Annotated in this window: 22 protein-coding genes; 9 read left to right on the forward strand and 13 right to left on the reverse strand. The window is 64.8% G+C overall.

Annotation, left to right across the window (positions count from 1 at the left end):
* Positions 1–17: 17 nt before the first annotated feature.
* Positions 18–1223 carry an MFS transporter gene (locus tag P6U23_RS01635; protein ID WP_407181748.1) on the reverse strand — a complete coding sequence of 402 codons (1206 nt, stop codon included), beginning with the start codon at positions 1221–1223 and terminating at the stop codon, positions 18–20.
* Between the two features lie 144 nt (positions 1224–1367).
* Between P6U23_RS01635 and gcvA the strand changes: the two genes are divergently transcribed.
* Positions 1368–2279, forward strand: a complete 912-nt coding sequence (gene gcvA, locus P6U23_RS01640; protein WP_407177884.1) for a transcriptional regulator GcvA — start codon at positions 1368–1370, stop codon at positions 2277–2279.
* 10 nt (positions 2280–2289) lie between these two features.
* On the opposite strand, the gene P6U23_RS01645 is transcribed toward gcvA, so the two are convergent.
* From P6U23_RS01645 to ffh, 4 genes are all read right to left on the reverse strand, one after another.
* A complete protein-coding gene (locus P6U23_RS01645; RefSeq protein ID WP_407177885.1) occupies positions 2290–3372 on the reverse strand; it encodes a zinc-binding dehydrogenase in 1083 nt (360 codons plus the stop codon).
* Between the two features lie 193 nt (positions 3373–3565).
* Positions 3566–4087 (reverse strand): ribosome maturation factor RimM, encoded by a 522-nt coding sequence (gene rimM, locus P6U23_RS01650; RefSeq protein WP_407177886.1) that lies wholly within the window; start codon positions 4085–4087, stop codon positions 3566–3568.
* 128 nt (positions 4088–4215) lie between these two features.
* A complete protein-coding gene (gene rpsP, locus P6U23_RS01655; protein WP_407177887.1) occupies positions 4216–4551 on the reverse strand; it encodes a 30S ribosomal protein S16 in 336 nt (111 codons plus the stop codon).
* A gap of 181 nt (positions 4552–4732) precedes the next feature.
* Positions 4733–6283 (reverse strand): signal recognition particle protein, encoded by a 1551-nt coding sequence (ffh, locus tag P6U23_RS01660; protein ID WP_407177888.1) that lies wholly within the window; start codon positions 6281–6283, stop codon positions 4733–4735.
* 430 nt (positions 6284–6713) lie between these two features.
* On the opposite strand from ffh, the gene P6U23_RS01665 reads away from it, so the two are divergent.
* Positions 6714–7706 (forward strand): MBL fold metallo-hydrolase, encoded by a 993-nt coding sequence (locus tag P6U23_RS01665; RefSeq protein ID WP_407177889.1) that lies wholly within the window; start codon positions 6714–6716, stop codon positions 7704–7706.
* Between the two features lie 129 nt (positions 7707–7835).
* Here the strand turns inward: P6U23_RS01665 and P6U23_RS01670 are convergent, their stop codons facing one another.
* On the reverse strand, positions 7836–8546 hold the full coding sequence (locus P6U23_RS01670; RefSeq protein ID WP_407177890.1) for an SIMPL domain-containing protein: 711 nt from the start codon (positions 8544–8546) through the stop codon (positions 7836–7838).
* Positions 8547–8562: 16 nt separating this feature from the next.
* Positions 8563–9282, reverse strand: coding sequence for a GyrI-like domain-containing protein (locus tag P6U23_RS01675; protein ID WP_407177891.1), 720 nt, complete (start codon positions 9280–9282; stop codon positions 8563–8565).
* A 163-nt stretch (positions 9283–9445) separates the two neighbouring features.
* Between P6U23_RS01675 and dapF the strand changes: the two genes are divergently transcribed.
* Positions 9446–10312 (forward strand): diaminopimelate epimerase, encoded by an 867-nt coding sequence (gene dapF / locus P6U23_RS01680; RefSeq protein WP_407177892.1) that lies wholly within the window; start codon positions 9446–9448, stop codon positions 10310–10312.
* 6 nt (positions 10313–10318) lie between these two features.
* Positions 10319–11632, forward strand: a complete 1314-nt coding sequence (gene mtaB / locus P6U23_RS01685; protein WP_407177893.1) for a tRNA (N(6)-L-threonylcarbamoyladenosine(37)-C(2))-methylthiotransferase MtaB — start codon at positions 10319–10321, stop codon at positions 11630–11632.
* Between the two features lie 78 nt (positions 11633–11710).
* Here the strand turns inward: mtaB and P6U23_RS01690 are convergent, their stop codons facing one another.
* A complete protein-coding gene (locus P6U23_RS01690; protein ID WP_407177894.1) occupies positions 11711–12409 on the reverse strand; it encodes an RluA family pseudouridine synthase in 699 nt (232 codons plus the stop codon).
* A 215-nt stretch (positions 12410–12624) separates the two neighbouring features.
* Between P6U23_RS01690 and ftsY the strand changes: the two genes are divergently transcribed.
* Both ftsY and P6U23_RS01700 read left to right on the forward strand, forming a co-directional pair.
* Positions 12625–13572, forward strand: coding sequence for a signal recognition particle-docking protein FtsY (gene ftsY, locus P6U23_RS01695; protein WP_407177895.1), 948 nt, complete (start codon positions 12625–12627; stop codon positions 13570–13572).
* A 145-nt stretch (positions 13573–13717) separates the two neighbouring features.
* Entirely contained in the window at positions 13718–14320 is a 603-nt protein-coding gene (locus P6U23_RS01700; protein WP_407177896.1) for a septation protein A, read from the forward strand.
* A 105-nt stretch (positions 14321–14425) separates the two neighbouring features.
* On the opposite strand, the gene P6U23_RS01705 is transcribed toward P6U23_RS01700, so the two are convergent.
* The 5 genes from P6U23_RS01705 to ccmA all read right to left on the reverse strand — a co-directional run bounded on the left by P6U23_RS01705 (position 14426) and on the right by ccmA (position 17308).
* The gene (locus P6U23_RS01705; RefSeq protein ID WP_407177897.1) at positions 14426–15022 is read right to left on the reverse strand and encodes a DsbE family thiol:disulfide interchange protein; all 597 of its coding nucleotides are present in this window, start codon (positions 15020–15022) and stop codon (positions 14426–14428) included.
* A complete protein-coding gene (gene ccmD / locus P6U23_RS01710) occupies positions 15019–15198 on the reverse strand; it encodes a heme exporter protein CcmD (protein ID WP_407177898.1) in 180 nt (59 codons plus the stop codon). Before ccmD ends, P6U23_RS01705 begins: the two co-directional genes overlap by 4 nt.
* Before the next feature lie 4 nt (positions 15199–15202).
* The gene (locus P6U23_RS01715; protein ID WP_407177899.1) at positions 15203–15970 is read right to left on the reverse strand and encodes a heme ABC transporter permease; all 768 of its coding nucleotides are present in this window, start codon (positions 15968–15970) and stop codon (positions 15203–15205) included.
* A 70-nt stretch (positions 15971–16040) separates the two neighbouring features.
* The gene (ccmB, locus tag P6U23_RS01720) at positions 16041–16709 is read right to left on the reverse strand and encodes a heme exporter protein CcmB (RefSeq protein ID WP_407177900.1); all 669 of its coding nucleotides are present in this window, start codon (positions 16707–16709) and stop codon (positions 16041–16043) included.
* Positions 16706–17308 (reverse strand): heme ABC exporter ATP-binding protein CcmA, encoded by a 603-nt coding sequence (gene ccmA, locus P6U23_RS01725; protein ID WP_407177901.1) that lies wholly within the window; start codon positions 17306–17308, stop codon positions 16706–16708. The genes ccmB and ccmA overlap by 4 nt, the downstream gene beginning before the upstream one ends.
* A gap of 215 nt (positions 17309–17523) precedes the next feature.
* Here ccmA and acnA point away from each other — a divergent pair, with 215 nt between their 5' ends.
* From acnA to P6U23_RS01740, 3 genes are all read left to right on the forward strand, one after another.
* Positions 17524–20244: an aconitate hydratase AcnA gene (gene acnA, locus P6U23_RS01730; protein ID WP_407177902.1), complete on the forward strand. Its 2721-nt coding sequence runs from the start codon at positions 17524–17526 to the stop codon at positions 20242–20244.
* A 251-nt stretch (positions 20245–20495) separates the two neighbouring features.
* A complete protein-coding gene (locus tag P6U23_RS01735) occupies positions 20496–21275 on the forward strand; it encodes a DUF1223 domain-containing protein (RefSeq protein WP_407177903.1) in 780 nt (259 codons plus the stop codon).
* 574 nt (positions 21276–21849) lie between these two features.
* Positions 21850–22221 (forward strand): DUF2794 domain-containing protein, encoded by a 372-nt coding sequence (locus tag P6U23_RS01740; protein ID WP_407177904.1) that lies wholly within the window; start codon positions 21850–21852, stop codon positions 22219–22221.
* Positions 22222–22225: the final 4 nt, after the last annotated feature.

Consider the following 22225-nt stretch of genomic DNA (forward strand, 5'->3'; position numbering starts at 1 on the left):
TTGGGCATGCCCCGCCTTCAGGCGTCTGAGCGCGGCGAACCGACCCCGTCCGACAGATGCGGGGCGAGGGCGAGCGCCAGCGGGCATATCGCCAGTGCGGTGGCGGCGGTCGCAACGGTTGCCATGGTCGCGCCAAGGGCATCGCCCAAGAGGCCATAGAGCACCGGCGCGATCGCGCCCGATCCAATGGTCCCGGTATAGAACAGGGCGAAGGCGCGTTCAGTGCGGTGAGCCGGCGTAAGCTCGGGAACCGTCCCATAGAGCACGGAAGAGGTGCCGTTGAGCATCACGCCAAGGAGCGGCAGCAGCACGATCGCCGGCGTGAGCGGCAAGGCGAGGACGGCCAAAATGCAGGCCGCCGTTCCGCCCTCGGTGAGGAGCACGGTGCGCAGCGTGCCGACCCGTTCGCCCAGCCAGCCGCAGGTGAACTTGCCGCAGGCCCCGCCGATGAAAACCATGGCGAGCGCGAAACCGCTTGTCGGCAGCGACGCGCCTTTGTCGCGCAGCAGGAACGGCAGAAATGTCAGGAAACCCATTCGCACGGCGGTGTCGAGAATTCCGATCCAGAGCAGCCACTGGAAGCCGCCGCGCCCCCTGCCGGCCCGAGCGGAACCGGTCGCTTTGCTCGTCTGCGCCCTGCCGACCGCGGGCATCAGCAACGCCATACACCCAGCCACCAGCACGCCGACGCATGCCAGCAGCAGCAATGCATGTCGCCACGACATGACGACCAGCAGCAGCGAGGTCAGGGCGGGGATAGCAGCCTTGCCGAGATCGCCGGTGAAATTGTAGACGCCGAGCGGACCTCGCGCCGCCCTGCCATAGGCGCGCGACACCGCGCTTGAGGCAATCGGGTGCTGGGTGCTCGACCCCGCGCCGGACAGTGTGAGCGCCAGACCCAGTCCCAGGACCCCGCCGGACAGCCCGGCAAAAAGGTAGCCGAGCGCCGACAGCGCCGTGCCGAGTATCAGGATGATCTTTCCGTCGATCCGCTCGGCGATGCGGCCGACCGGGATTTGCAGCCCGGCCATGGCCCCGGCATAGAGCCCGCGCATCAAGGCCAGCAGTCCGTAGCTCAAGGCGAACTCGGTCTGCCAGACCGGCAGCAGCACGTAGATCAGGTCGGTATAGCCGTCGTGGAGCGCATGGTTGAGCCCGGTCACTGTTAGCGTGCGTGCCGCCTGGCCGGGCTCTTGCGCGGATCGCGAGTCTGGCGTTGACAGAAAATTTGATGACTGGGTTGCCACGATCTCAGACCTGAGTTGAAGAAAGAAGAGCCATATGAGTAAGTTGTGACCGAGTATGAGATGCTTTCGGCTCTGTCACAAATCAGTAATAATTGGATGGTGTGTGAGAAAATCTACGCCATGTTCGTTCCGCGCCGCAGCCTGCCACCCCTGAATGCCGTCCGCGCCTTCGAAGCGGCCGCTCGTCTCGGCAGCTTCAAGGAGGCTGCCGCCGAGCTGGCCGTGACCCATGGCGCGGTCAGCCAGCAGGTGCGCCTGCTGGAAGCGTGGCTCGGCACGCCCCCGCTGTTTCGGCGATCGGTGCGGCGGGTGGTGCTCACGCCGGCCGGCGCGGCGCTACTCGCGGAGTTCGGTCCGGCACTGGATCGGATCTCGGCGGCCGTGCAGCAGCATCGCGAGCGGCGTGGCGATCCGCCCGCGGCGCTGTTGCGCGTCAATGCGCTGGCGACGTTCAGCCTGCGCTGGCTGCTGCCCCGGATGAACCGGTTTCGCGCCGAGCATCCCGAGATCGAAGTGCGCCTGACCACGTCCAACGATCCGCTGGATGCGCTATCTGAGACCTTTGATGTCGTGATCCGCGGTGGCCCGGACAGCTTCCATGGCTTTGCATCGCGCTTCCTGCTGTCGGAGCGCCGGCTGCCGGTCTGCAGCCCAGCGCTGCTCGCCGAGAGGCCGCTTGCCGATGTAGCGGATCTATCCCGGCACACATTGCTGCATGTGACGTCGATGCCGCGATTATGGCGTGACTGGCTGACCGAAGCGGGGCAGCCGGCGCTGGAGCCCGCAGCTTCGCTGACGTTCGATCATTTCTACCTGACCATTCAGGCCGCGCTTGACGGCCTCGGCGTGGCGATGGGGCCGACCGCCCTGATTGCCGACGATCTCGCGGCCGGGCGTCTGGTGGCGCCGTTTCCGAAAATCAGCCTGCCGGCCCGCAGTTACTTCGCCTACTTCCCTGAAAGTCGCCGCAACGATCCGCATGGCGCCGTGTTCTGCGACTGGCTCGAACAGCAGGGCCGCCGCACTGGCTGACTTGTGGAGCTCACGGAATCACCGCCGTGAGGTCGAGGCCCTGCATCAAGGCGGCGGCCTCAACGGCGCGCGGGAAATCCGCGAGCGGGAAACTGGTCACCACGATCTTGCTGAGATCGAGCAGGCCCTCAGTGGCCAAGGCAGCAAGTTCGCCGGGCGCGGTGCGGTCGTACATGAACTGCCCGACGACCTCCCAATCATTGGCCAGCATCTCGCGGAACGACAGTTCCAGCGGCACCTCGGCGCTGCCCATCAGCACCAGCCGCCCGCCGCGCCTCAGCGCCCGCAAGGTCGAGAGCGTAGTCGAGGTGCTCTTGGCGCTGCCCAAAAGGTCAAGCGCGACGTCGGCGCCGCCGGCCGCGGCGCGGCGGATGATGGCGAGATCGGCGGCCGCATCGCCGCTCACGACAGCCGGGATCACGCGCGGGCCAAAGGCTTCGCGCAATTGTTCGAGCGCCGCCTGCTTGCGCCCGACTGCCACGACGCGGCCGGCGCCCATCGCGACCGCCAGCATCACCGCGCCCGAGCCGAAATAGCCGGTCGCGCCGTTGATGATGATGGTCTGCCCGCCGCGTAAGCCGCTGCGCTGCAGCCCGCCGAACGGCACGATCAGCTTTGCGAGCCCAATGAGTTCGGTCGCCGGCCTGTCGTCGAGACCGGAGAGCGGGGTGACGCAGGCCGCCGGCCAATGCGCAATCTCGGTGAACACGCCGTCGCGCCAGCGGGCCTGCAGCGCGAGCGCAGCATCCGTGGTCACGGTGGCGGTGAGTCCGATCAGGATCTGCGGCGGCTCGCGGCCGGGCACATCGCCGCGCAAATACGGGCTTAAGAAAATCCGGTCGCCGCTTTGCACGTGGGTGACGTTGTCGCCGGTGGCGATCACGCGGCCGATCGCGTTGGTGCCGGGCACGAATGGCATCGGCGGCAGGCTGTAGGGCACGGCGCCCGACAGCACCCGGCCCATATAGGACAGCACCATGCCGGCCTCGATGCGCACCAGCACGCCGTCAGGTGCGGGGCGTGGGGTTTCGACGGTGTCGAAGCGCAGATCGTTATGGGCGTGAAGCCGCCAGGCTTTGTGCGTGTCGGGCATGGCTATTGATCCAATTCAATGTCATCCCGGACAAGCGAGCGAACGTGAGCGCGATCCGGGACCCACAACCACGGGAGCTGCTTGTTGAGCACGCTGGGACGACGAATCATCGCAACAACGTCCGCCTGTGGTTATGGGTCCTGGCTTTCGCCAGGACGACGGAGATTACGCCGCTAGGCCCACGCTTGGCCAGTCAGGCGGCGTCGGGGCTGTCGCCCTCAACTTCCTTGGGCAATTCGATGATCACGCGGCCGCCGGCAATGTCGACCGTCGGTACCACGGCGTTGGAGAAGGGCAGCAGCATGGTTGCGCCCGCCGGCGGCGCGATTTCCAGAATGTCGCCGGCGCCGAAATTGTGAATGGCGATCACGCGGCCGAGCGGCTCGCCCGCGGCGGTGACGGCGGCAAGCCCGATCAGATCGGCGTGGTAGTATTCGCCGTCATCCGTCGCAGGCAGTTTTTCGCGAGGCACATAGAGCTCGAGACCGTTGAGACGCTCGGCCTCCTCGCGCGTGGCAATGCCCTTGAATTGCGCGATCAGATGGCCCTTGGCCTCGCGTGCGCTCGCCAGTTCGAGCTGGCGTGTGCCCTCCTTGGTGGACAGCGGGCCGTAGCGCTTCACGGCGAAGGGGTCTTCGGTGAAGGTCCAAAGCCTGACGGCGCCGCGCACGCCGTGCGCAGCGCCGATCCGGGCGACGCAGACTTTTTCCGCCATCAGCGGGCCTCACCCTTCGAGACGCGGCCTGTTGGCCGCTCCTCAAGATGAGGGGATAGACCCTCATGCTGAGGAGCACGGCGTAAGCCGTGCGTCTCGAAGCATGAGGCCCCACTCATGCGCGAACCTTACGCCGACTTGGCGGCGGCCTCGGCCTGCGCCTTGCGCTCCTTGCGCGGCACGGCCTTTTCCGGATTCTTGCGGGCCGTGCGCTTGGCAACGCCGGCGGCATCGAGGAAGCGCATCACGCGGTCCGACGGCTGCGCACCCTTGGCGAGCCAGGCCTTGACCTTCTCCAGATCGAGCTTCAGCCGGCCTTCATTGTCCTTCGGCAGCAGCGGATTGAAATAGCCAAGACGCTCGATGAAGCGGCCGTCGCGCGGAAAGCGCGAGTCGGCGGCGACGACGTGATACACGGGGCGCTTCTTGGTGCCCGCGCGAGCGAGGCGGATGACGACTGACATCTGGTTCTCCTGTTGATCGTTTCAACTACTGTTTTGCCTGTTCTGCTTTTCTCGTCATTGCGAGCCAACGGGTCCGCGCAAAGCGCGGCCCGATGACAGGCTCCGCGAAGCAATCCAGAATGCCTGCGCGGTGACAGTCTGGATTGCTTCGTCGCTTCGCTCCTCGCAATGACGGGCGAAGTCATTTCTTCTTCCCCAGCCCCGGCAACAGCCCGGGCAGGTTCGGCTTGTTGCTGATGCCGGTGAGCCCCGGCAGGTTCGGCAGGCCTGAGCGCAGGCCGGGCGGAAGATCCTTGGGCAGATTGGGCAGGTCTGTCGGCAGCCCGCCGCCGCTCTTCACTTTCTCCGCCATCGCCTTCATCTGCTCCGGCGAGGGCATGGCGCCGCCGCCAAAGCCCATGGCCTGCGCGATGCCGGCGAGCGGGCCGCGCTTGCCTGAGCCCATGGCCTTCATGACGTCGGCCATGTTTCGGTGCATCTTGAGCAGCTTGTTGACATGCTCGACGCTCTGTCCGGAGCCGGCGGCGATGCGCTTCTTGCGGCTGGCCTTGAGAAGGTCGGGATGGCGCCGCTCCTCGCGGGTCATGGAATCGATGATCGCGATCTGGCGCTTCAGAATCTTGTCATCGAGGCCGGCGGCCGCGATCTGGTTCTTCATCTTGGCGATGCCGGGCATCATACCCATCAGTCCGGAGAGGCCGCCCATGTTCGCCATCTGCGAGAGCTGCTCGCGCATGTCGTTGAGGTCGAACTGGCCCTTGCGCATCCGCTCGGCGGTGCGCGCGGCCTTCTCGGCATCGATCGAGGCTGCCGCCTTCTCCACCAGCGACACCACGTCGCCCATGCCGAGGATGCGGCCGGCGATGCGGCTGGGGTAAAAATCCTCTAGCGCGTCGGTCTTTTCGCCGGTGCCGATCAGCTTGATCGGCTTGCCGGTGACCGCGCGCATCGATAGCGCGGCGCCGCCGCGGCCATCGCCGTCGACGCGGGTCAGCACGATGCCGGTGAGCCCCACGCGCTGGTCGAAGGAGCGGGCGAGATTGACCGCGTCCTGTCCGGTCAGCGCGTCGGCGACCAGCAGCACCTCGTGCGGATTGGCGGCGGCTTTGATGGCGGCGGCCTCCGCCATCATCTCCTCGTCCAGTGTGGTGCGGCCGGCGGTATCGAGCAGCACGACGTCGTAGCCGCCGAGCTTGCCGGCGTCCATGGCGCGCTTTGCGATCTGCGTCGGCTGTTGTCCCGGCACGATCGGCAGCGTTGCGATCTCGAGATCGCGCCCGAGCACCGCGAGCTGCTCCATGGCGGCCGGGCGGTAGACGTCGAGCGAGGCCATCAGCACCTTGCGCTTGTCGCGCTGGGTCATGCGGCGGGCGAGTTTTGCGGTGGTGGTGGTCTTACCGGAGCCCTGCAGGCCGACCATCATGATCGGCACCGGCGGCACCGCATTGAGATCGATGGTCTGGCCGTCGGAGCCGAGCGTGGCAACGAGCTCGTCGTGGACGATCTTCACCACCATCTGGCCGGGGGTGACCGACTTGACCACGGTGGCGCCGACCGCCTGTTCCCGCACCTTCTCGGTGAAGCTGCGCACCACTTCCAGCGCAACGTCGGCCTCCAGGAGCGCACGGCGCACCTCGCGCATCGCGGCGTCGACGTCCTTTTCGGTCAGCGCACCACGCCCCGTCAGACGATCGAGGATGCCGCCAAGCCTTTCCGACAGATTGTCGAACAATGCCGTTGTCCTTTGTCCTGCTCGCGCAGGGTTGCCTCATTCACCGTCATCATGCCCCGCGAAGTCGGGGCATCCAGTACGCGGCTTCTCGGCTCAAGCCGAACCGCCACCGAAAATACTGGATCACCCGCCTTCGCGGGTGATGACGACCTTATTTGTGTCTCGCCGCGCGCCTTTGCCACGGGCGGCAATCACCGTTAATCCAAACACGTTCGCGCCCGAGGGCGCATAGCGCTGTCGGGCGTTGACCTCCGGCCTCCAGGGCCGGGCGGTGGCTCGAAAAGATGACACTTTCCGATGAACGGGCTGCCTTAAACGCCCACGCGGGTCAAAAGTCAAGGAAACTCGGGCAAATGTGATGGTCGCATACCCCTCGGCCATCGGCTGACCTCTTGCCCAAACGGCATTTTTTGGCTCAATCGGGAACGAAATGAGCCGCCGCCGCAACATCTATTCCGGACCCAAATCCGATCATTTTGACGGAGAGCGCTTCTTCGATCCCGATGGCGCGCCGCCGAAAGCCTTTCGCGACGTGCTGCGCTGGCAATTCGACCGTGACCGGAACCGGGCGAAATGGCCGAAATGGGCGCCGAGTCCCTTCGCGGACAAGCCGCCGCCGCGGGTCGATGGCGGCAAGGTGCGGCTTTCCTTTGTCGGCCATGTGAGCTGGCTGATCCAGACGTCGGGCCTCAACATTTTGATCGATCCGGTCTGGTCGGCGCGGGTATCCCCATTCGCCTGGGCGGGGCCGCGGCGGCACAACGATCCCGGCATTGCGTTCGAGGCGTTGCCGCAGATCGATGTGGTGCTGGTCTCGCATGGTCATTATGACCATCTCGACATCGCCACGGTCTCAAAACTCACCCGAAAATTCGCCCCGCGCGTGATCACGCCGCTCGGCAACGACCTCACCATGCAAGCGGCCGATGCTGCGATCAAGGCGGAGGGTTTTGATTGGCACGATCGCGTCGAACTGGGCGGCGGAATTGCGGTGACGCTGGTGCCGACTCACCATTGGTCGGCGCGCGGCCTGTTCGATCGCAACTGCGCGCTGTGGGCGAGTTTCGTGCTGGAGACGCCAGCCGGCAAGATCTACATCGTCTGCGACTCCGGCTATGGCGAGGGCAGGCATTTCCGTCGTGTGCGGCAGGCGCACGGTCCGCTGCGGCTCGCGATCCTGCCCATTGGCGCCTATGAGCCGCGCTGGTTCATGCGCGACCAGCATATGAATCCATCCGACGCCGTGAAGGCGCTTTGCGACTGCGGTGCCGAGCAGGCGCTCGCCCACCACCACGGCACCTTCCAGCTCACCGATGAAGCGATCGATGCGCCGGTTTTGGCTTTGGCGGATGCGTTGGATCAAGCGAGCATTCCGCGCGAGCGGTTTGCGGTGCTCAAGCCCGGGCAGGTGTGGGAGATCTGACTGTCGCTCCCTCAGCGCGTCATGGCCGGGCTTGTCCCGGCCAGCCACGTGTTTGCCGGGTTAAGTTAGGCGTTGATGCCCGGGACAAGCCCGGGCATGACGTGCCTAAAGAGGGTTGTCGCCAGGAGACTACTGCTGGGCCGCCTTGATCGCCCAAGTGACGCTGACCGTTACGGACAGCGTCTCCTCTCCTTGTGCAATCGGCGTCGGGGCGGCCATCGCCATTGGCGCGGCGGCCATCTTGGCCCGAAAGATCGGGGTCGGGGCGCCTCCCTCGGCAATCGAGAGCGGCGCGCCGAGCGCGACGCCCGCGGCCTTGGCATAGGTCTCCGCCTTGCGCCTGGCATCGGCCAACGCCTGTTCGCGCGCCTGGTCCAGCAGTTTGGACGGATGCTCGACGGTGAAGTTGACATTGCCGACGTCGTTGGCGCCGGCGCCGACGAGGGCGTCGATCACGCTCGCCACCTTGTTCACCTCGTGCAGTTTGATGGTGACGCGGTTGCTGGCGCGATAGCCAACGATCGGCGAGGGACCCGAGCGGTTCGCGGCATATTGGGGCTGCAGCGACAGGCGCGAGGTCTGCACATCCTTGTCGTCAATACCGGCGCCCTTCAGCGCGGCCAGCACCTTTCCCATCGCCGTATTGTTGGCTTCCGAGGCCTCGCGGGCCGTCTTGCCGTCGGAAGCGACGCCGGCATCGAGTTGCGCGAGATCCGGCGGCACCGAAACCGTGGCTTCGCCGGTCACGGAGATCGCGGGTGGGAAGTCGGTGTCGGCCAGGGCCGGCGCGCCGATCAGCGAGGCGGTGGCGAGGGTGGCGACGAGAGCAAAGCGGGACATCGTCACTTCAGCATACTCACTTCAGCGGCACGTAGACGTTGATCACCAATTTGTCCTCCGCGGTCTTCAGGGGATCGGTGATGTATTCCTCGATGAACATGTCCTTGGCTTCCAGCTTCTTCTCGTCGAGATGATTGGTGATCGCCTCGTAGGTGTTGTCCATGTTGTCGTAGGAGCCGCGATGGACGAATTTCAGCGCCTTGCCGTCGGGGGACTGGCCCATGCTCATCCCCTTGGGCAGGTTCTTCGGCTCCTGCTCCACCGGGATTTCCGCAAGATAGGTGAAGCCGGTGTCGTCGGTCGAGGTGTAGACGATCATGGGGTTGCCGGTAGGCTTGATGCCCTGCTTGTCCAGCATCGTGCTCAGGGCCTTGAGCGAATCGATGAGCGTATCGAAGGCCGTGTCCCAATTGGCGCTGCCCTTGGCGACCACGACCTTTTTCCCCTCGAGATTGATCGGCTCGCCGAAGGGATCGGCGGCCTGCACCGGCGCAGGCGCCTGTGCAGCGGCCGGCGGGGTCGCAGGCGAGGGGCTTGCGGTCGGAGCAGGGCTTGCGGCGGGGGCTGGGCTTGCAACCGGAGCGGGACTGGCGCCCGGAGCGGGCGAGGGACTTGCGGAAACGGCCGGCGCGGGCGTTGCCGGGGGTGACTGCGCCGGGGCCTCGTGCGCTGCCAGGAAAAGCGCGGCTGCCGGGGCCAGCGCGGCAAAGGCGAGGCGGAACAAGCGGAAATTCATCAGGTATTCTCCAAAACCGGCAAGAAAGCCGGCGAAGCATCGCTGTCTAACACGCTGGCCCTCGTTTCGTCCCATAACAGATGAGTCATCCCGCCTCCGCCTTCGCACTCTGGTCAGGGCCTCATCATTGGCCATATAAGGCGGTGACAAATTGGATATTTTCATGAGCGCGCTCGCCAACCACGCCTTTGCCAAGATGAACGGGATCGGCAATGAGATCGTCGTCGTCGACCTGCGCGACGCCAAGGGCACCGTGACGCCCGCGGAAGCGCGCGCGGTGGCCGCTCATGTCCCCTACGACCAGCTCATGGTGCTCGAGAAGCCGCGGCTTGCCGGCACCGAGGCTTTCATCCGCATCTACAACAATGACGGCTCCGAAGCCGGCGCCTGCGGCAACGGCATGCGCTGCGTGGTGAGCCGCATCTTCGAGGCGACCGGAGAGCATGCGGCCACCTTCGAGACCAGGGCGGGCCTTCTGAACTGTTGGCAGGGGCCTTCGCCGGGGCTCTACACCGTCGACATGGGCGCGCCGAAGTTCGGCTGGCAGGACATTCCGCTCGCCGAGGAGTTTCGCGACACCCGCTATATCGAATTGCAGATCGGGCCGATCGATGCGCCGGTCCTGCATTCGCCCTCTGCCGTCAGCATGGGCAACCCGCATGCGGTCTTCTGGGTGGACGACGTCGGTGCGTATGATCTCGGCCGCTTCGGGCCGCTGTTGGAAAACCACCCGATCTTCCCCGAACGCGCCAATATCACGCTCGCCCATATCGTCGACCGCGACCACATCACCATCCGCACCTGGGAGCGCGGCGCGGGACTGACCAAGGCCTGTGGCTCGGCGGCTTGCGCCACTGCGGTCGCGGCAGCCCGGCTCAAGCGCGCCAACCGGTGCGTGGAGATCACGCTGCTAGGGGGCAAGCTCGCGATCGAGTGGCGCGAGCGCGACGATCATGTGCTGATGACCGGACCTGCGACCTTCGAATATGAGGGGCGGTTCGAGCCTTCGCTGTTTGCCAGCGTCGCGTGAGCTGCGATGAGCGTCGAGGTCATCACGTTCGGCTGCCGCCTCAACGCTTTCGAGTCCGAGGTGATCGCGCGCGAGGCCGAGAGCGCCGGGCTTGCCGATACCATCGTCATCAATAGCTGCGCTGTGACCAACGAGGCCGTGGCGCAGGCGCGGCAATCGATCCGGCGGCTGAAACGGCAGCGGCCGGGCGCGCGCATCGTCGTCACCGGCTGCGCGGCCCAGACCCAGGCGCGGATGTTCGCCGGGATGAGCGAGGTCGATCGCGTCGTCGGCAACGACGACAAGATGCGCCGCGAGGCCTGGCACGAGGCGCGGGACGCCTTTGCCATCGAGAAAAGCGAAAAGGTTGCCGTCAGCGACATCATGGCGGTGAAGGAGATGGCGCCGCATCTGCTCGACGGTTTTCAGCGCGGCTTGCCGCGCGTCTTCGTGCAGGTGCAGAACGGCTGCGATCACCGCTGCACCTTCTGCATCATTCCGTTCGGGCGCGGCAATTCACGCTCGGTGCCGATGGGCGCCGTGGTGGAGCAGGTGCGGGCGCTGGCTGAACGTGGGCACGCCGAGATCGTGCTGACGGGCGTCGATCTCACCAGCTATGGCGCGGACCTGCCGGGTGCGCCCAGGCTTGGCCAGCTTACCAAGCAGATCCTGCGGCACGTGCCACAATTGCGCCGCCTGCGGATTTCGTCGATCGATTCGGTCGAGGCGGATGCCGATCTGCTCGATGCGATCGCGACCGACGAGCGCTTGATGCCGCATCTGCATCTATCGCTGCAATCGGGCGACGACCTGATCCTGAAGCGAATGAAGCGGCGGCATTCGCGCAAGGATGCGATCGACTTCTGCGCGCAGGTCAAGCGGTTGCGGCCGGACATTGCGCTCGGCGCCGACATCATCGCGGGCTTCCCGACCGAAACGGAAGAGGCCTTCGCGCGCTCGCATGATCTGGTCGAGGAATGCGGGCTGACATTCCTGCACGTCTTTCCCTATTCACCGCGCCCGGGCACGCCGGCGGCGCGCATGCCGCAGGTTGCAAGCGGCGTGGTCAAGGAGCGCGCGCGGCGCCTGCGTGCGGCCGGTGAAGCGGCGTTGCGGCGGCGGTTGGAAGCCGAAGTCGGGAAGACGCGGGATGTGCTGATTGAGAGCGACAAGCTGGGACGCACCGAACATTATTTGCCGGTGGCGATTTCCGGCGAGGCGCCGGGCATGGTTCGGCGGCTTGTGATCGCCAATCACGATGATACACGGCTGCTTGTGCAGCTCCCGCGGTCATCGCCCGGCTTGACCGGGCGCCCCAGTACGCCGCGGCCCTTCGATTGAGCGCGACCGTCTCTGGAATACTGGATCATCCGCCTTCGCGGATGATGACAGCGATATGTGGGGCCAACTCCGTGCTCCTTACTCCCCCTTCCATCCACAGGCCCGCAGCCGCTCACGCATGTGCTCGGGCGCGGGTGCGGTGACGCGCACCGGGTCCTTGTTCTTCGAAATCGGAATCACCAATTCACGCGAATGCAGATGCAGGCGTGGCTCGCCGAAGCGGGGGCCATTGCCGTAGACATTGTCGCCGACGATCGGCCAGCGCTGGGCTGCCGCATGCACGCGAAGCTGGTGGGTGCGCCCGGTGATCGGTTCCATGGCGAGCCAGGCGAGGCCGTCAGCGCGTCCCAATACCTTCCATTTCGTGACCGCCGGTTGGCCTTCCGGATCCGGTTTCTGCCACCAGCCGCGTTCGGCGTTCTGCCGGCCGAGCGCGAGTTCGATAACGCCCTCGTCCTCGCCAGGTCCGCCTTCCACCACGGCCCAATAGGTTTTGGCGATCCGGCCATGCTTGAACAAAAGCCCGAGTGAGGCCGTTGCCTTGCGATGCCGGCCCAGGATCAGGCAGCCCGAGGTGTCCTTATCGAGCCGATGGGCCAAAACCGGCGGGCGTGGCAGGCCGAAGCGCAGCGCGTCGAAGGAGGCCTCCAGATTGGCGCCGCCCTTGGGCCCGCGATGCACTGGCAGGCCGGCCGGCTTGTCGATGACCAGCATCAGCCCGTCGCGATGAAGTACGCGGGCGAGGATCTCTTCGGCGCTCAGTTCGGGAACATCCATCACGAGTGCAAGACTTTTGTTTGTAGCGAGGAACGGCTAACACGGCTGATGTGGCGGATTTGACATTCGCCCGTGATCTCGGCGAGTGCTCAAGCGAATGTCAAATCCACCACATCAGCAAACGATTAAATCTCCTGGCGCCGCTTGTCGATTTGAAGTTCCTGATCCGGACGAGCGGCGCTACTGCAGGAACTTCAGATCGGCGGCACCAGCCCATGAATGACACCACCCAAGACGCACCCAAATTGAGCTGGTGGCGGCGGCTGTCCAGCGGACTGAAGCGGACCTCCGCTTCGCTGGGATCGGCGGTCGCCGACCTCGTCGTCAAGCGCAAGCTCGACCGCGCGATGCTCGACGACATCGAGGACGTGCTGCTCCGCGCCGATTTGGGAACCGAAGTCGCCGCGCGGATTGCCGATGCGGTCGGTGCCGGCCGCTACGACAAGGCGATCAGCGCCGATGAGGTCAAGAACGTGGTCGCGGCGGAGGTCGAAAAAGTGCTGGCGCCGGTGGCGAAGCCGCTCGTCGTCGACGCGACCAAAAAGCCGTTCGTCATCCTCGTCGTCGGCGTGAACGGCTCGGGCAAGACGACGACCATCGGCAAGCTCGCCGCGAAATTTTCTGCCGATGGCCGCAGCGTGATGCTGGCCGCCGGCGATACGTTCCGTGCCGCGGCCATCGAGCAGCTCAAGGTCTGGGGCGAGCGCACCAAATCGCCTGTGATCGCAGGAGCGCAAGGCTCGGACTCGGCAAGTCTCGCCTTCAACGCGCTGACCGCCGCGAAAGAGCAGGGGCGCGACGTGCTGCTGATCGATACCGCCGGCCGGCTGCAGAACAAGGCGGAGCTGATGAACGAATTGGAAAAGGTCGTTCGCGTGATCAGGAAGGTTGACGCATCGGCGCCGCATGCCGTGCTGTTGGTGCTGGACGCGACCGTGGGGCAAAACGCGTTGTCGCAGGTCGAGGCCTTTCATCGCACCGCCGGCGTCACCGGTCTTGCCATGACCAAGCTCGACGGCACCGCCCGCGGCGGCATTCTGGTTGCGCTTGCGGAGAAGCACAAATTGCCGGTGCATTTCGTCGGCGTCGGCGAAGGGGTCGAAGATCTTGCGCCGTTCACCGCAAAGGATTTTGCCAAAGCGATTGCAGGGATCGAAAGCTAATTGGTCATATCCTGCCCCGGGATCGCTGCCCGAGGGCAGGCTTCCGGCGGGGCATCGAACACGCCGCGCTGTCAGCGGCGCACAATCATCTCGGAATACCGGATCACCCGCCTTCACGGGTGATGACGGCAACAGAAGGCATCGTATGGACAAGACTCAGCCGCACCCACTGTTCAAACTCGCGACCGAGCTCGGTCCGCTGCTCGTGTTCTTCGCCGTCAACGCCAAGTTCCATCTCTTCGTCGCGACCGGCGCCTTCATGGTTGCGATCGTCGCGGCCATGGCTGCATCCTATGTGGTGACGAGGCATGTGCCGATCATGGCGCTGGTCACCGGCGTCATTGTCCTGGTGTTCGGCACGCTGACGCTGGTGCTGCACGACGAGACCTTCATCAAGGTGAAGCCAACCATCATCTACGGCCTGTTCGCGGCCGTGCTCGGCGGCGGACTTTTGTTCGGCCGTTCCTTCATCGCCGTGATGTTCGACCAGATGTTCAATCTGACGCCGAAGGGCTGGCGCCTGCTCACCGCGCGCTGGGCGCTGTTCTTTCTAGGGATGGCGATCCTGAACGAAGTGATCTGGCGCACCCAGAGCACCGACTTTTGGGTCGCATTCAAGGCCTTCGGCGTGATCCCGCTGACCATGTTGTTTGCGATCACGCAGATGCCGCTGATCAAGCGCTACCATCTGGAGCCCGCCTCGCTCGAGGCCAGCGAAGCCGAAGCGGGAGATGTGAGTAAGGGGTGAGCTGATTTTTCGCTGTCATTCCGGGGCGGTGCCAAGCGCCGATACCGGAATCTCGAGATTCCGGGTTCGACGCTGCGGATCGCCCCGGAATGACGTGCCAACTAACTAGCTTCCCGCCTTCAGCGCCTTGTCGATCTCCGCCAGCAGCACGCTCGTGACATTGTCCGGCGTGATCGGGCCGACCAGCTTGTAGGCGATCTTGCCGTCGCGGCTGACGATGAACGTTTCGGGCACGCCGTAGACGCCCCATTCGATTGCGGCGCGGCCGTTGGCGTCGACGCCGACCGCTGCAAACGGGTTGCCGTAGCGACCGAGGAAGCGCCTCGCATTGTCGGGGGCGTCCTTGTAGTTGATGCCGATCACCTGGAAACGTGAGTCCTTGGCCAGCTCAGTCAGGAGCGGAGCCTCGTCGTGACAGGGGACACACCACGATGCCCAGACGTTAACGACGCTGACCTTGCCCTTGAACGCCGCCGGATCGAGGCCCGGCACCTGAGCGCCGTCGTTCGTCAGGCCCTGCAGCGGCGGCAGCAGCGTTTGCGGCGCCGGGCGTCCGATCAGGGCGGAGGGAATCCGCGAGGGATCGCCGTCGCCCAGCCGCAACCAGAACAGCGCGGCCAGCGCGAGAAAGACGATCAGCGGCAGCGCCATCAGCCATGAGCGGCGTTGCGGTGTGGCTTCGGATGTCACCTGCTCGGTCATTTGATGTCCGTTGCGCTGCGCCCGGAGCGCCTGGAAACGCCGCTGTCTTCGAGCTCACGCAAGCGCCGCTTCTGGTTGCGGTAGTCGAGCGCGATCCAGGCAATGAGCAGCACCACCACCAGCGCCGCGGCGAGGTAGGAGGTCACGATGAAGGAGGCATAGGGGCCGAGCGGCATCGCGTTACGCCGGTTGCGAGGCAGCCGAAGCCGCCCCAAGTTCGCTTGCGGAGGCGCGCGCCTGCATCATCTGCAAAGTGCGTATGCGCCGGCGCAGGATTTCGTTGCGCATCGCGGCTAGGTGCAGCGTGATAAACAGCAGCGTGAAGCCGACGGCCATGACAAGCAGCGGAATCAGAAAGGCGCGGTCAAGCGTCGATCCGCCCATCCGGAACACCGAAGCCGGCTGATGCAGCGTGTTCCACCAGTCGACCGAAAATTTGATGATCGGCAGGTTGAGGGCGCCGACCAGCGTGAGCACCGCGGCGGCACGCGCCGCGCGCGAGGGGTCTTCCACCGCCCGCCACAGCGCCATCAGTCCGAGATACATCAGGAACAGGATCAAGACCGAGGTTAGTCGCGCGTCCCATTCCCAATAGGTGCCCCACATCGGGCGGCCCCACAGCGAGCCCGTCACCAGCGCGAGAAAGGTGAAGCTGGCGCCGATCGGGGCGGCGGCCTTGGCGGCGACATCGGCGAGCGGATGCCGCCACACCAGCGTGCCGAGCGCGGCCGCGCTCATCACCGCCCAGACGAACATGGACAGCCACGCGTTCGGTACGTGGATGAACATGATCTTCACCGTCGCGCCCTGCTGGTAATCGTCCGGCGCGGCGGCCGACAGGTACAGCCCGATCAGCAGCACGATCGCAGTTCCCGCGGCGAGGTACGGCAGCAGCCGCCCCGTCAGAGACAGGAACCGGGTCGGATTGGCGAGGTCGCTGAACTTCATGGCATCCTGTTAATGGCCGAGGCCTTTGCAGGCAATCAGCATATGGTCGCTCGGCAAGAGTTGATCGGCATCAATCCAACCCGTGCCGCAAGCTCGCGGCGGCGGCAAACGGCCCGACCACGAAGCTCACCAGCGACAACGCGCAGAGAATTGAAAACGGCGCGCCGAATGATAATGGCCCGGCGATTGCGGCCTCGGAAGCCGCAACGCCGAAGATCAGCACCGGGATCGACAGCGGCAGCACCAGGACGGCCAGCAACAGGCCGCCGCGATGCAGCGTTACCGCGAGCGCGGCGCCGATCATTCCCGTGAAGGTCAGCGCGGGTGTGCCGGCAAGCAGCGTCAGCGCCACCGCAGCCGTCGCCAGCATGTCGAGATTGAGCAGGAGCCCGAGGACCGGGGTCGCGACGACCAGGGGCAATCCCGCAGCGAGCCAATGCGCCAGGGCCTTGCCGGCGCAGGCGAGTTCCAGGGGGACGCGGCCCATCACGATCAGGTCGAGCGAGCCGTCCTCATGATCAGCCATGAACAGCCGGTCCAGCGTCAAAAGGCTCGCCAGCAGCGCGCCCAGCCAGAGGATCGCCGGGCCCAGCCGCGTCAGAAGCGTAAGGTCGGGACCGACGGCGAACGGCATCAGCACCACCACGGTCAGGAAGAACAAGACGCCGATCAGCGCCCCGCCGCCGACGCGCAGGGCGATCCGGATGTCGCGGCGAATCAGGGCGGCCAGCGCGGTCACGGCGTCTCCCCAATTCGCAGTTCCCTCGCCGCGAGCCCTAGCGGTGCGTGGGTGGCCGCCACGATCAGGCCGCCTCTGGCCAGGTGCTCGCGCATAAGGCCGGCCACCATGCCCTGGCCGCTGCTATCGAGCGCGTTGGTGGGCTCGTCGAGCAGCCAAACCGGCCGCCGCACCGTCAGCAGGCGGGCGAGCGAGAGGCGCCGCCGCTGGCCGGCGGAGAGATAGGCCGCCGGCAGATGCGCGGCATGCGTAAGCCCGACCGCGGCCAGGCTCCCGGGCGCGTCGAACGCTTCGCCCCCCAGGAAATCCCGCCAGAAGGTGAGGTTTTCCAGCACGCTCAGGGCCGGCTTCAGCGCGTCGCGATGGCCAAGATAATGGGCCTGCTCGCCCAAAGTCAGCTCGGCGTCGCCCCCGTCGAGGGCGAGCGAACCACCGGCCTGCGGCAGCAGACCCGCAATCAGCCGCAGCAGGGATGTCTTGCCCGAGCCGTTGCGTCCGGTGACCGCGAGTAACTGGCCGGCGGCGACCTCGAAAGAGAGTCCGGAAAACACCTCGCGCCCGCCACGCACGCAAGTCAGGCTGCTTGCCAAAAGCCGCATTGTGCCTCTTTGCGTGCCCTCTTTGGGGTAGGGCAGCAGAATTTATGGGTGGCATCCTGCTGCGGGACGATTGTCGCTGTGGCGGTGATAATAGAAAGCTTCTATAAGCCGGAACTTAATGCGGCATACCATCCTCGCTGCAAACCATCAGGCCCTCACTGACGGTGCTATAATACCCGAATGCAGGGTATAACTGACAATTGGGATTTCCTCGCATGACCTCTCTCGACAGCTTCAAATGCCAGAAGACCCTCAAGGTCGGCGGCAAGACCTACGTGTATTACAGCCTGGCCGCCGCCGAGAAAAACGGTCTGAAGGGAATTTCCAAACTGCCTTATTCGATGAAGGTGCTCTTGGAGAATCTGCTGCGCAACGAAGACGGTCGCAGCGTCAAGAAGGAGGACATCCAGGCGGTCGCGAAGTGGCTGCGCAAGCGCAAGCTCGAGCATGAGATCGCGTTCCGCCCGGCGCGCGTGTTGATGCAGGATTTCACCGGCGTGCCGGCCGTGGTCGATCTCGCGGCCATGCGAAACGCGATGCAGAAGCTCGGGGGCGATGCGGAGAAGATCAATCCCCTGGTGCCGGTCGATCTCGTCATCGACCATTCCGTGATCGTGAACTTCTTCGGCGACAACAAGGCTTTCGCCAAGAACGTGACCGAGGAATACAAGCAGAACCAGGAACGCTACGAATTCCTGAAATGGGGCCAAAAAGCGTTTTCGAATTTCTCGGTGGTGCCGCCCGGCACCGGCATCTGCCACCAGGTCAATCTCGAATATCTCGCGCAGACGGTGTGGAGCAAGAAGCAGAAGATGACGGTCGGCAAGAAGACCGGCACCTTCGAGGTCGCCTATCCGGATTCGCTTGTCGGGACCGATTCGCACACCACCATGGTCAACGGCCTCGCCGTGCTCGGCTGGGGCGTCGGCGGCATCGAGGCGGAAGCCTGCATGCTCGGCCAGCCGCTATCGATGCTGCTGCCCGACGTCGTCGGCTTCAAGCTCAAGGGCCAATTGAAGGAGGGCGTCACCGCCACCGATCTCGTGCTCACGGTCACGCAGATGCTGCGCAAGCTTGGCGTGGTCGGCAAGTTCGTTGAGTTCTATGGCCCCGGCCTGGACAATCTCTCGGTTGCCGACAAGGCGACCATCGGCAACATGGCGCCCGAATATGGCGCGACCTGCGGCTTCTTCCCGGTCGATGCCGCGACCATCGATTACTTGAAGACCTCGGGCCGCGCCCCCTCGCGCGTCGCGCTGGTTCAAGCCTATGCCAAGGCCCAAGGCCTGTTCCGCACCGCCAAGACGCCGGACCCGGTGTTCACCGAAACCATCACGCTCGACCTCGGCGATGTCGTGCCGTCGATGGCCGGTCCGAAGCGGCCTGAGGGGCGCGTTGCGCTGCCTTCCGTTTCGGAAGGCTTCGCCGGCGCGATGGCGAGCGAATACAAGAAGGCCGACGATGCGGAAAAGCGCTATCCGGTGGAGGGGCGCAACTTCGATCTCGGCCATGGCGACGTGGTGATCGCGGCGATTACCTCCTGCACCAACACCTCCAATCCGAGCGTTCTGATCGGCGCGGGCCTGCTCGCGCGCAAGGCCGCCGCGAAAGGGTTGAAGGCCAAGCCCTGGGTGAAGACGTCGCTCGCGCCGGGCAGCCAGGTGGTCGCCGAATACCTCGCCAATTCCGGCCTGCAGACCGATTTGGACAAGGTGGGCTTCAACCTGGTCGGCTTCGGTTGCACCACCTGCATCGGCAATTCCGGCCCGCTGCCGGAAGAGATTTCGAAGTCGATCAACGACAACGGCATCGTCGCCGCCGCGGTGCTCTCCGGCAACCGCAACTTCGAAGGTCGCGTCAGCCCGGATGTGCAGGCGAATTATCTCGCCTCGCCGCCGCTCGTCGTCGCTTATGCGTTGGCGGGATCGGTGACCAAGAACCTCGCGGTCGAGCCGCTCGGCGAGGGCAAGGATGGCAAGCCCGTTTATCTGAAGGACATATGGCCAACCGCGAAGGAGATCAACGGCTTCGTGAAGAAGTACGTCACCGCGCCGATCTTCAAGAAGAAATATGCCGACGTGTTCAAGGGCGACACCAACTGGCGCAAGATCAAGACCGTCGACAGCGAGACCTATCGCTGGAACATGAGCTCGACCTATGTGCAGAATCCGCCCTATTTCGAAGGCATGAAGAAAGAGCCGGAGCCGACCACCGACATCGTCGATGCGCGGGTTCTCGCGATGTTCGGTGACAAGATCACCACCGACCACATCTCGCCGGCAGGCTCGATCAAGCTGACCTCGCCGGCCGGGAAATTCCTGAGCGACCATCAGGTGCGGCCCGCCGATTTCAACCAATACGGCACGCGGCGCGGCAATCACGAAGTGATGATGCGCGGCACCTTCGCCAACATTCGCATCAAAAACTTCATGCTCAAGGGCGCCGACGGCAACATTCCGGAAGGCGGCAACACCAAGCACTGGCCGGATGGCGAGCAGATGTCGATCTACGATGCGGCGATGAAGTACCAGGCCGAAGGCGTGCCGCTGGTGGTGTTCGCCGGTGCCGAGTACGGCAACGGCTCCTCGCGCGACTGGGCCGCGAAAGGTACGCGCTTGCTCGGTGTGCGTGCGGTGATTTGCCAGAGCTTCGAGCGCATCCACCGCTCCAACCTCGTCGGTATGGGCGTGCTGCCGTTAACCTTCGAGGAAGGCACGTCGTGGCAGTCGATTGGGCTGAAGGGCGACGAGAAGGTGACGATTCGTGGGCTGCAGGGCGATCTGAAGCCGCGCCAGAAGCTGACGGCGGAGATCGTCGGCAGCGATGGCACGCTGCAGCGCGTGCCGCTGTTGTGCCGGATCGATACGCTGGACGAGCTCGATTACTACCGCAACGGCGGCATTCTGCACTATGTGCTGCGCAAGCTCGCAGCTTGATCGAAGCTCCGGTCCATGGCTCACTGTGAAGTGAGTGGCGAGCAATTCGGAGGCGGCCTAAGACAAGGGCCGCCTCCTTGGCATTCGAGCGTGATTGGGACACGAAGCTCGCGTTAGCGCAAAGCGGGTACCTCTTTCCCAGCTAACAAACGCGAGGCGTTTGCTAGGCGATCATGCTCAAACACGAGATAGAACTGGCGTGCGGTCGCGCCGAGAAACGGTAGTGTGGTGATGCGGGTGCGTGGTTAGCTATGACAGCGATGATGGCCTATACTTCTTTCTCGCGCTGGTCAGGCGCACTCGGCCTCTGTGCGATCATCGCCATCATAAGACCCGCCCAGGCTGATCCGCGCGCGGTAGTCGAGCTCTTCACCTCGCAAGGCTGCTCGTCCTGCCCGCCCGCCGACAAGATCATCGGCGAACTCGCGAAAGATCCTGATGTGATCGCAATGAGCATGCCGATCGATTATTGGGATTATCTCGGCTGGAAGGATACGCTCGCCGATGCCCGCTTCTCCGCGCGGCAGCGCGCCTATTCGAGAGCGCGCGGCGACCGCGACGTCTACACCCCGCAGGCCATCGTCAACGGATCGGCGCAGGTGATCGGCAGCGATCGCGCCGGCATCGAGAGCGCGATCAACGCGACCGGGAAGAACGGCGTGATGTCGGTGCCGGTGACGATGAGTCTGTCCGGCAAGCAGATCAACGTTTCGGTGGCCGCGAGCAAGGTTCCCTTGGTCACGCACGGCGAAGTGTGGATCTGCTCGATCTCCAAGGCCGTGCCGATTTCGATCGGTCGCGGCGAAAATCGCGGCCGGGAAATCACCTACCACAACGTCGTGCGTAACCTGTTGAAGGTTGGCGACTGGAATGGAAGCCCCGCGAGTTGGACCGTGCCGCTGGAAAACGTGGTGCGCGAGGGCGTGGATGGCGCGGTGGTCTATCTGCAGGACGGCCGCAGCGACCGGCCTGGCCCGATGCTGGGCGCGGCCTATACCTCCTTGGGCTCCGTCTACGGCTCGCTGCACTGAGCCCTACTGAAGCTCGCGCGTTGCGTCATCGCGGGTGCGCAAATGCGCGAACCCGGACGCCCAGGCATTGATCTTCCGGATTTGAGGCTAGGCTTTGCGGCTCGTTGCCGGACGAGCGGGGGGACGAATCGTAGGCTGCGCCCAAAACAAAAAGGACCAACTTTCGTTGGTCCTCTCACTCTCTTCCTGCGTCAGGCCCGATCCCGACAATCCCGGGGGGCTGGGGGCTGAGGAATCCGGAATCGAAAGGACCGGGCCAACGCAGTGATGACGTTATCGCTATTTAGGGCGGCAGGCGGTGGGCGGAAGTGGGGCGGCATTGTGATTCCGCTAACGTTGCCGTGACGCTAGGGCCGTCTGGCTCGACGCGCGGCGTGCCCGCAAAGTCCGAAAAGACCATGCCTAATCAGAAGCTTGAGAGAAGAGGAGCGCGCGGTCATCCGATCCGGCGGGCGCTTGCCGGAAGGGGCAGGACAATTCGTCGCGTCGCTTGCCGCGATTGGTGATTCGCAAAGCCCCTTGCGGCGTCCACCGGTTGGGGCGATCATGTCAACGAGATGACAGGAGGCGCTCCATGAATCTGATGTCGGAGGATGCCGATCCAAGCGCAAGTTACGCAGCGGCGCGTAATGCCGTTGCGAATGCTGTGCCGAACCGGGTGACATTCAATCGTTTCGAACTCAATCGCATCTTGAATCTGTACGGGCGCATGGTCGCCGATGGCGAGTGGCGCGACTACGCCATCGATTTTCTGAAGGACCGCGCGGTGTTCTCGGTGTTCCGCCGCGCGTCCGAAGTCCCGATCTATCGGATCGAGAAGGATCCGCGGCTCGCGCGCAAGCAGGGCATGTACAGCGTGATCTCGGCCACTGGCCTGATCCTGCGCCGCGGCCACGACCTCGACCGCGTGCTGCTGGTCATCGACCGCAAGCTGGCGCTGGTGTAGCTCA

Origin of the sequence: Bradyrhizobium sp. STM 3562, assembly GCF_045571435.1 — a bacterium.
In the GTDB taxonomy this organism is placed as follows: Bacteria; Pseudomonadota; Alphaproteobacteria; order Rhizobiales; family Xanthobacteraceae; genus Bradyrhizobium.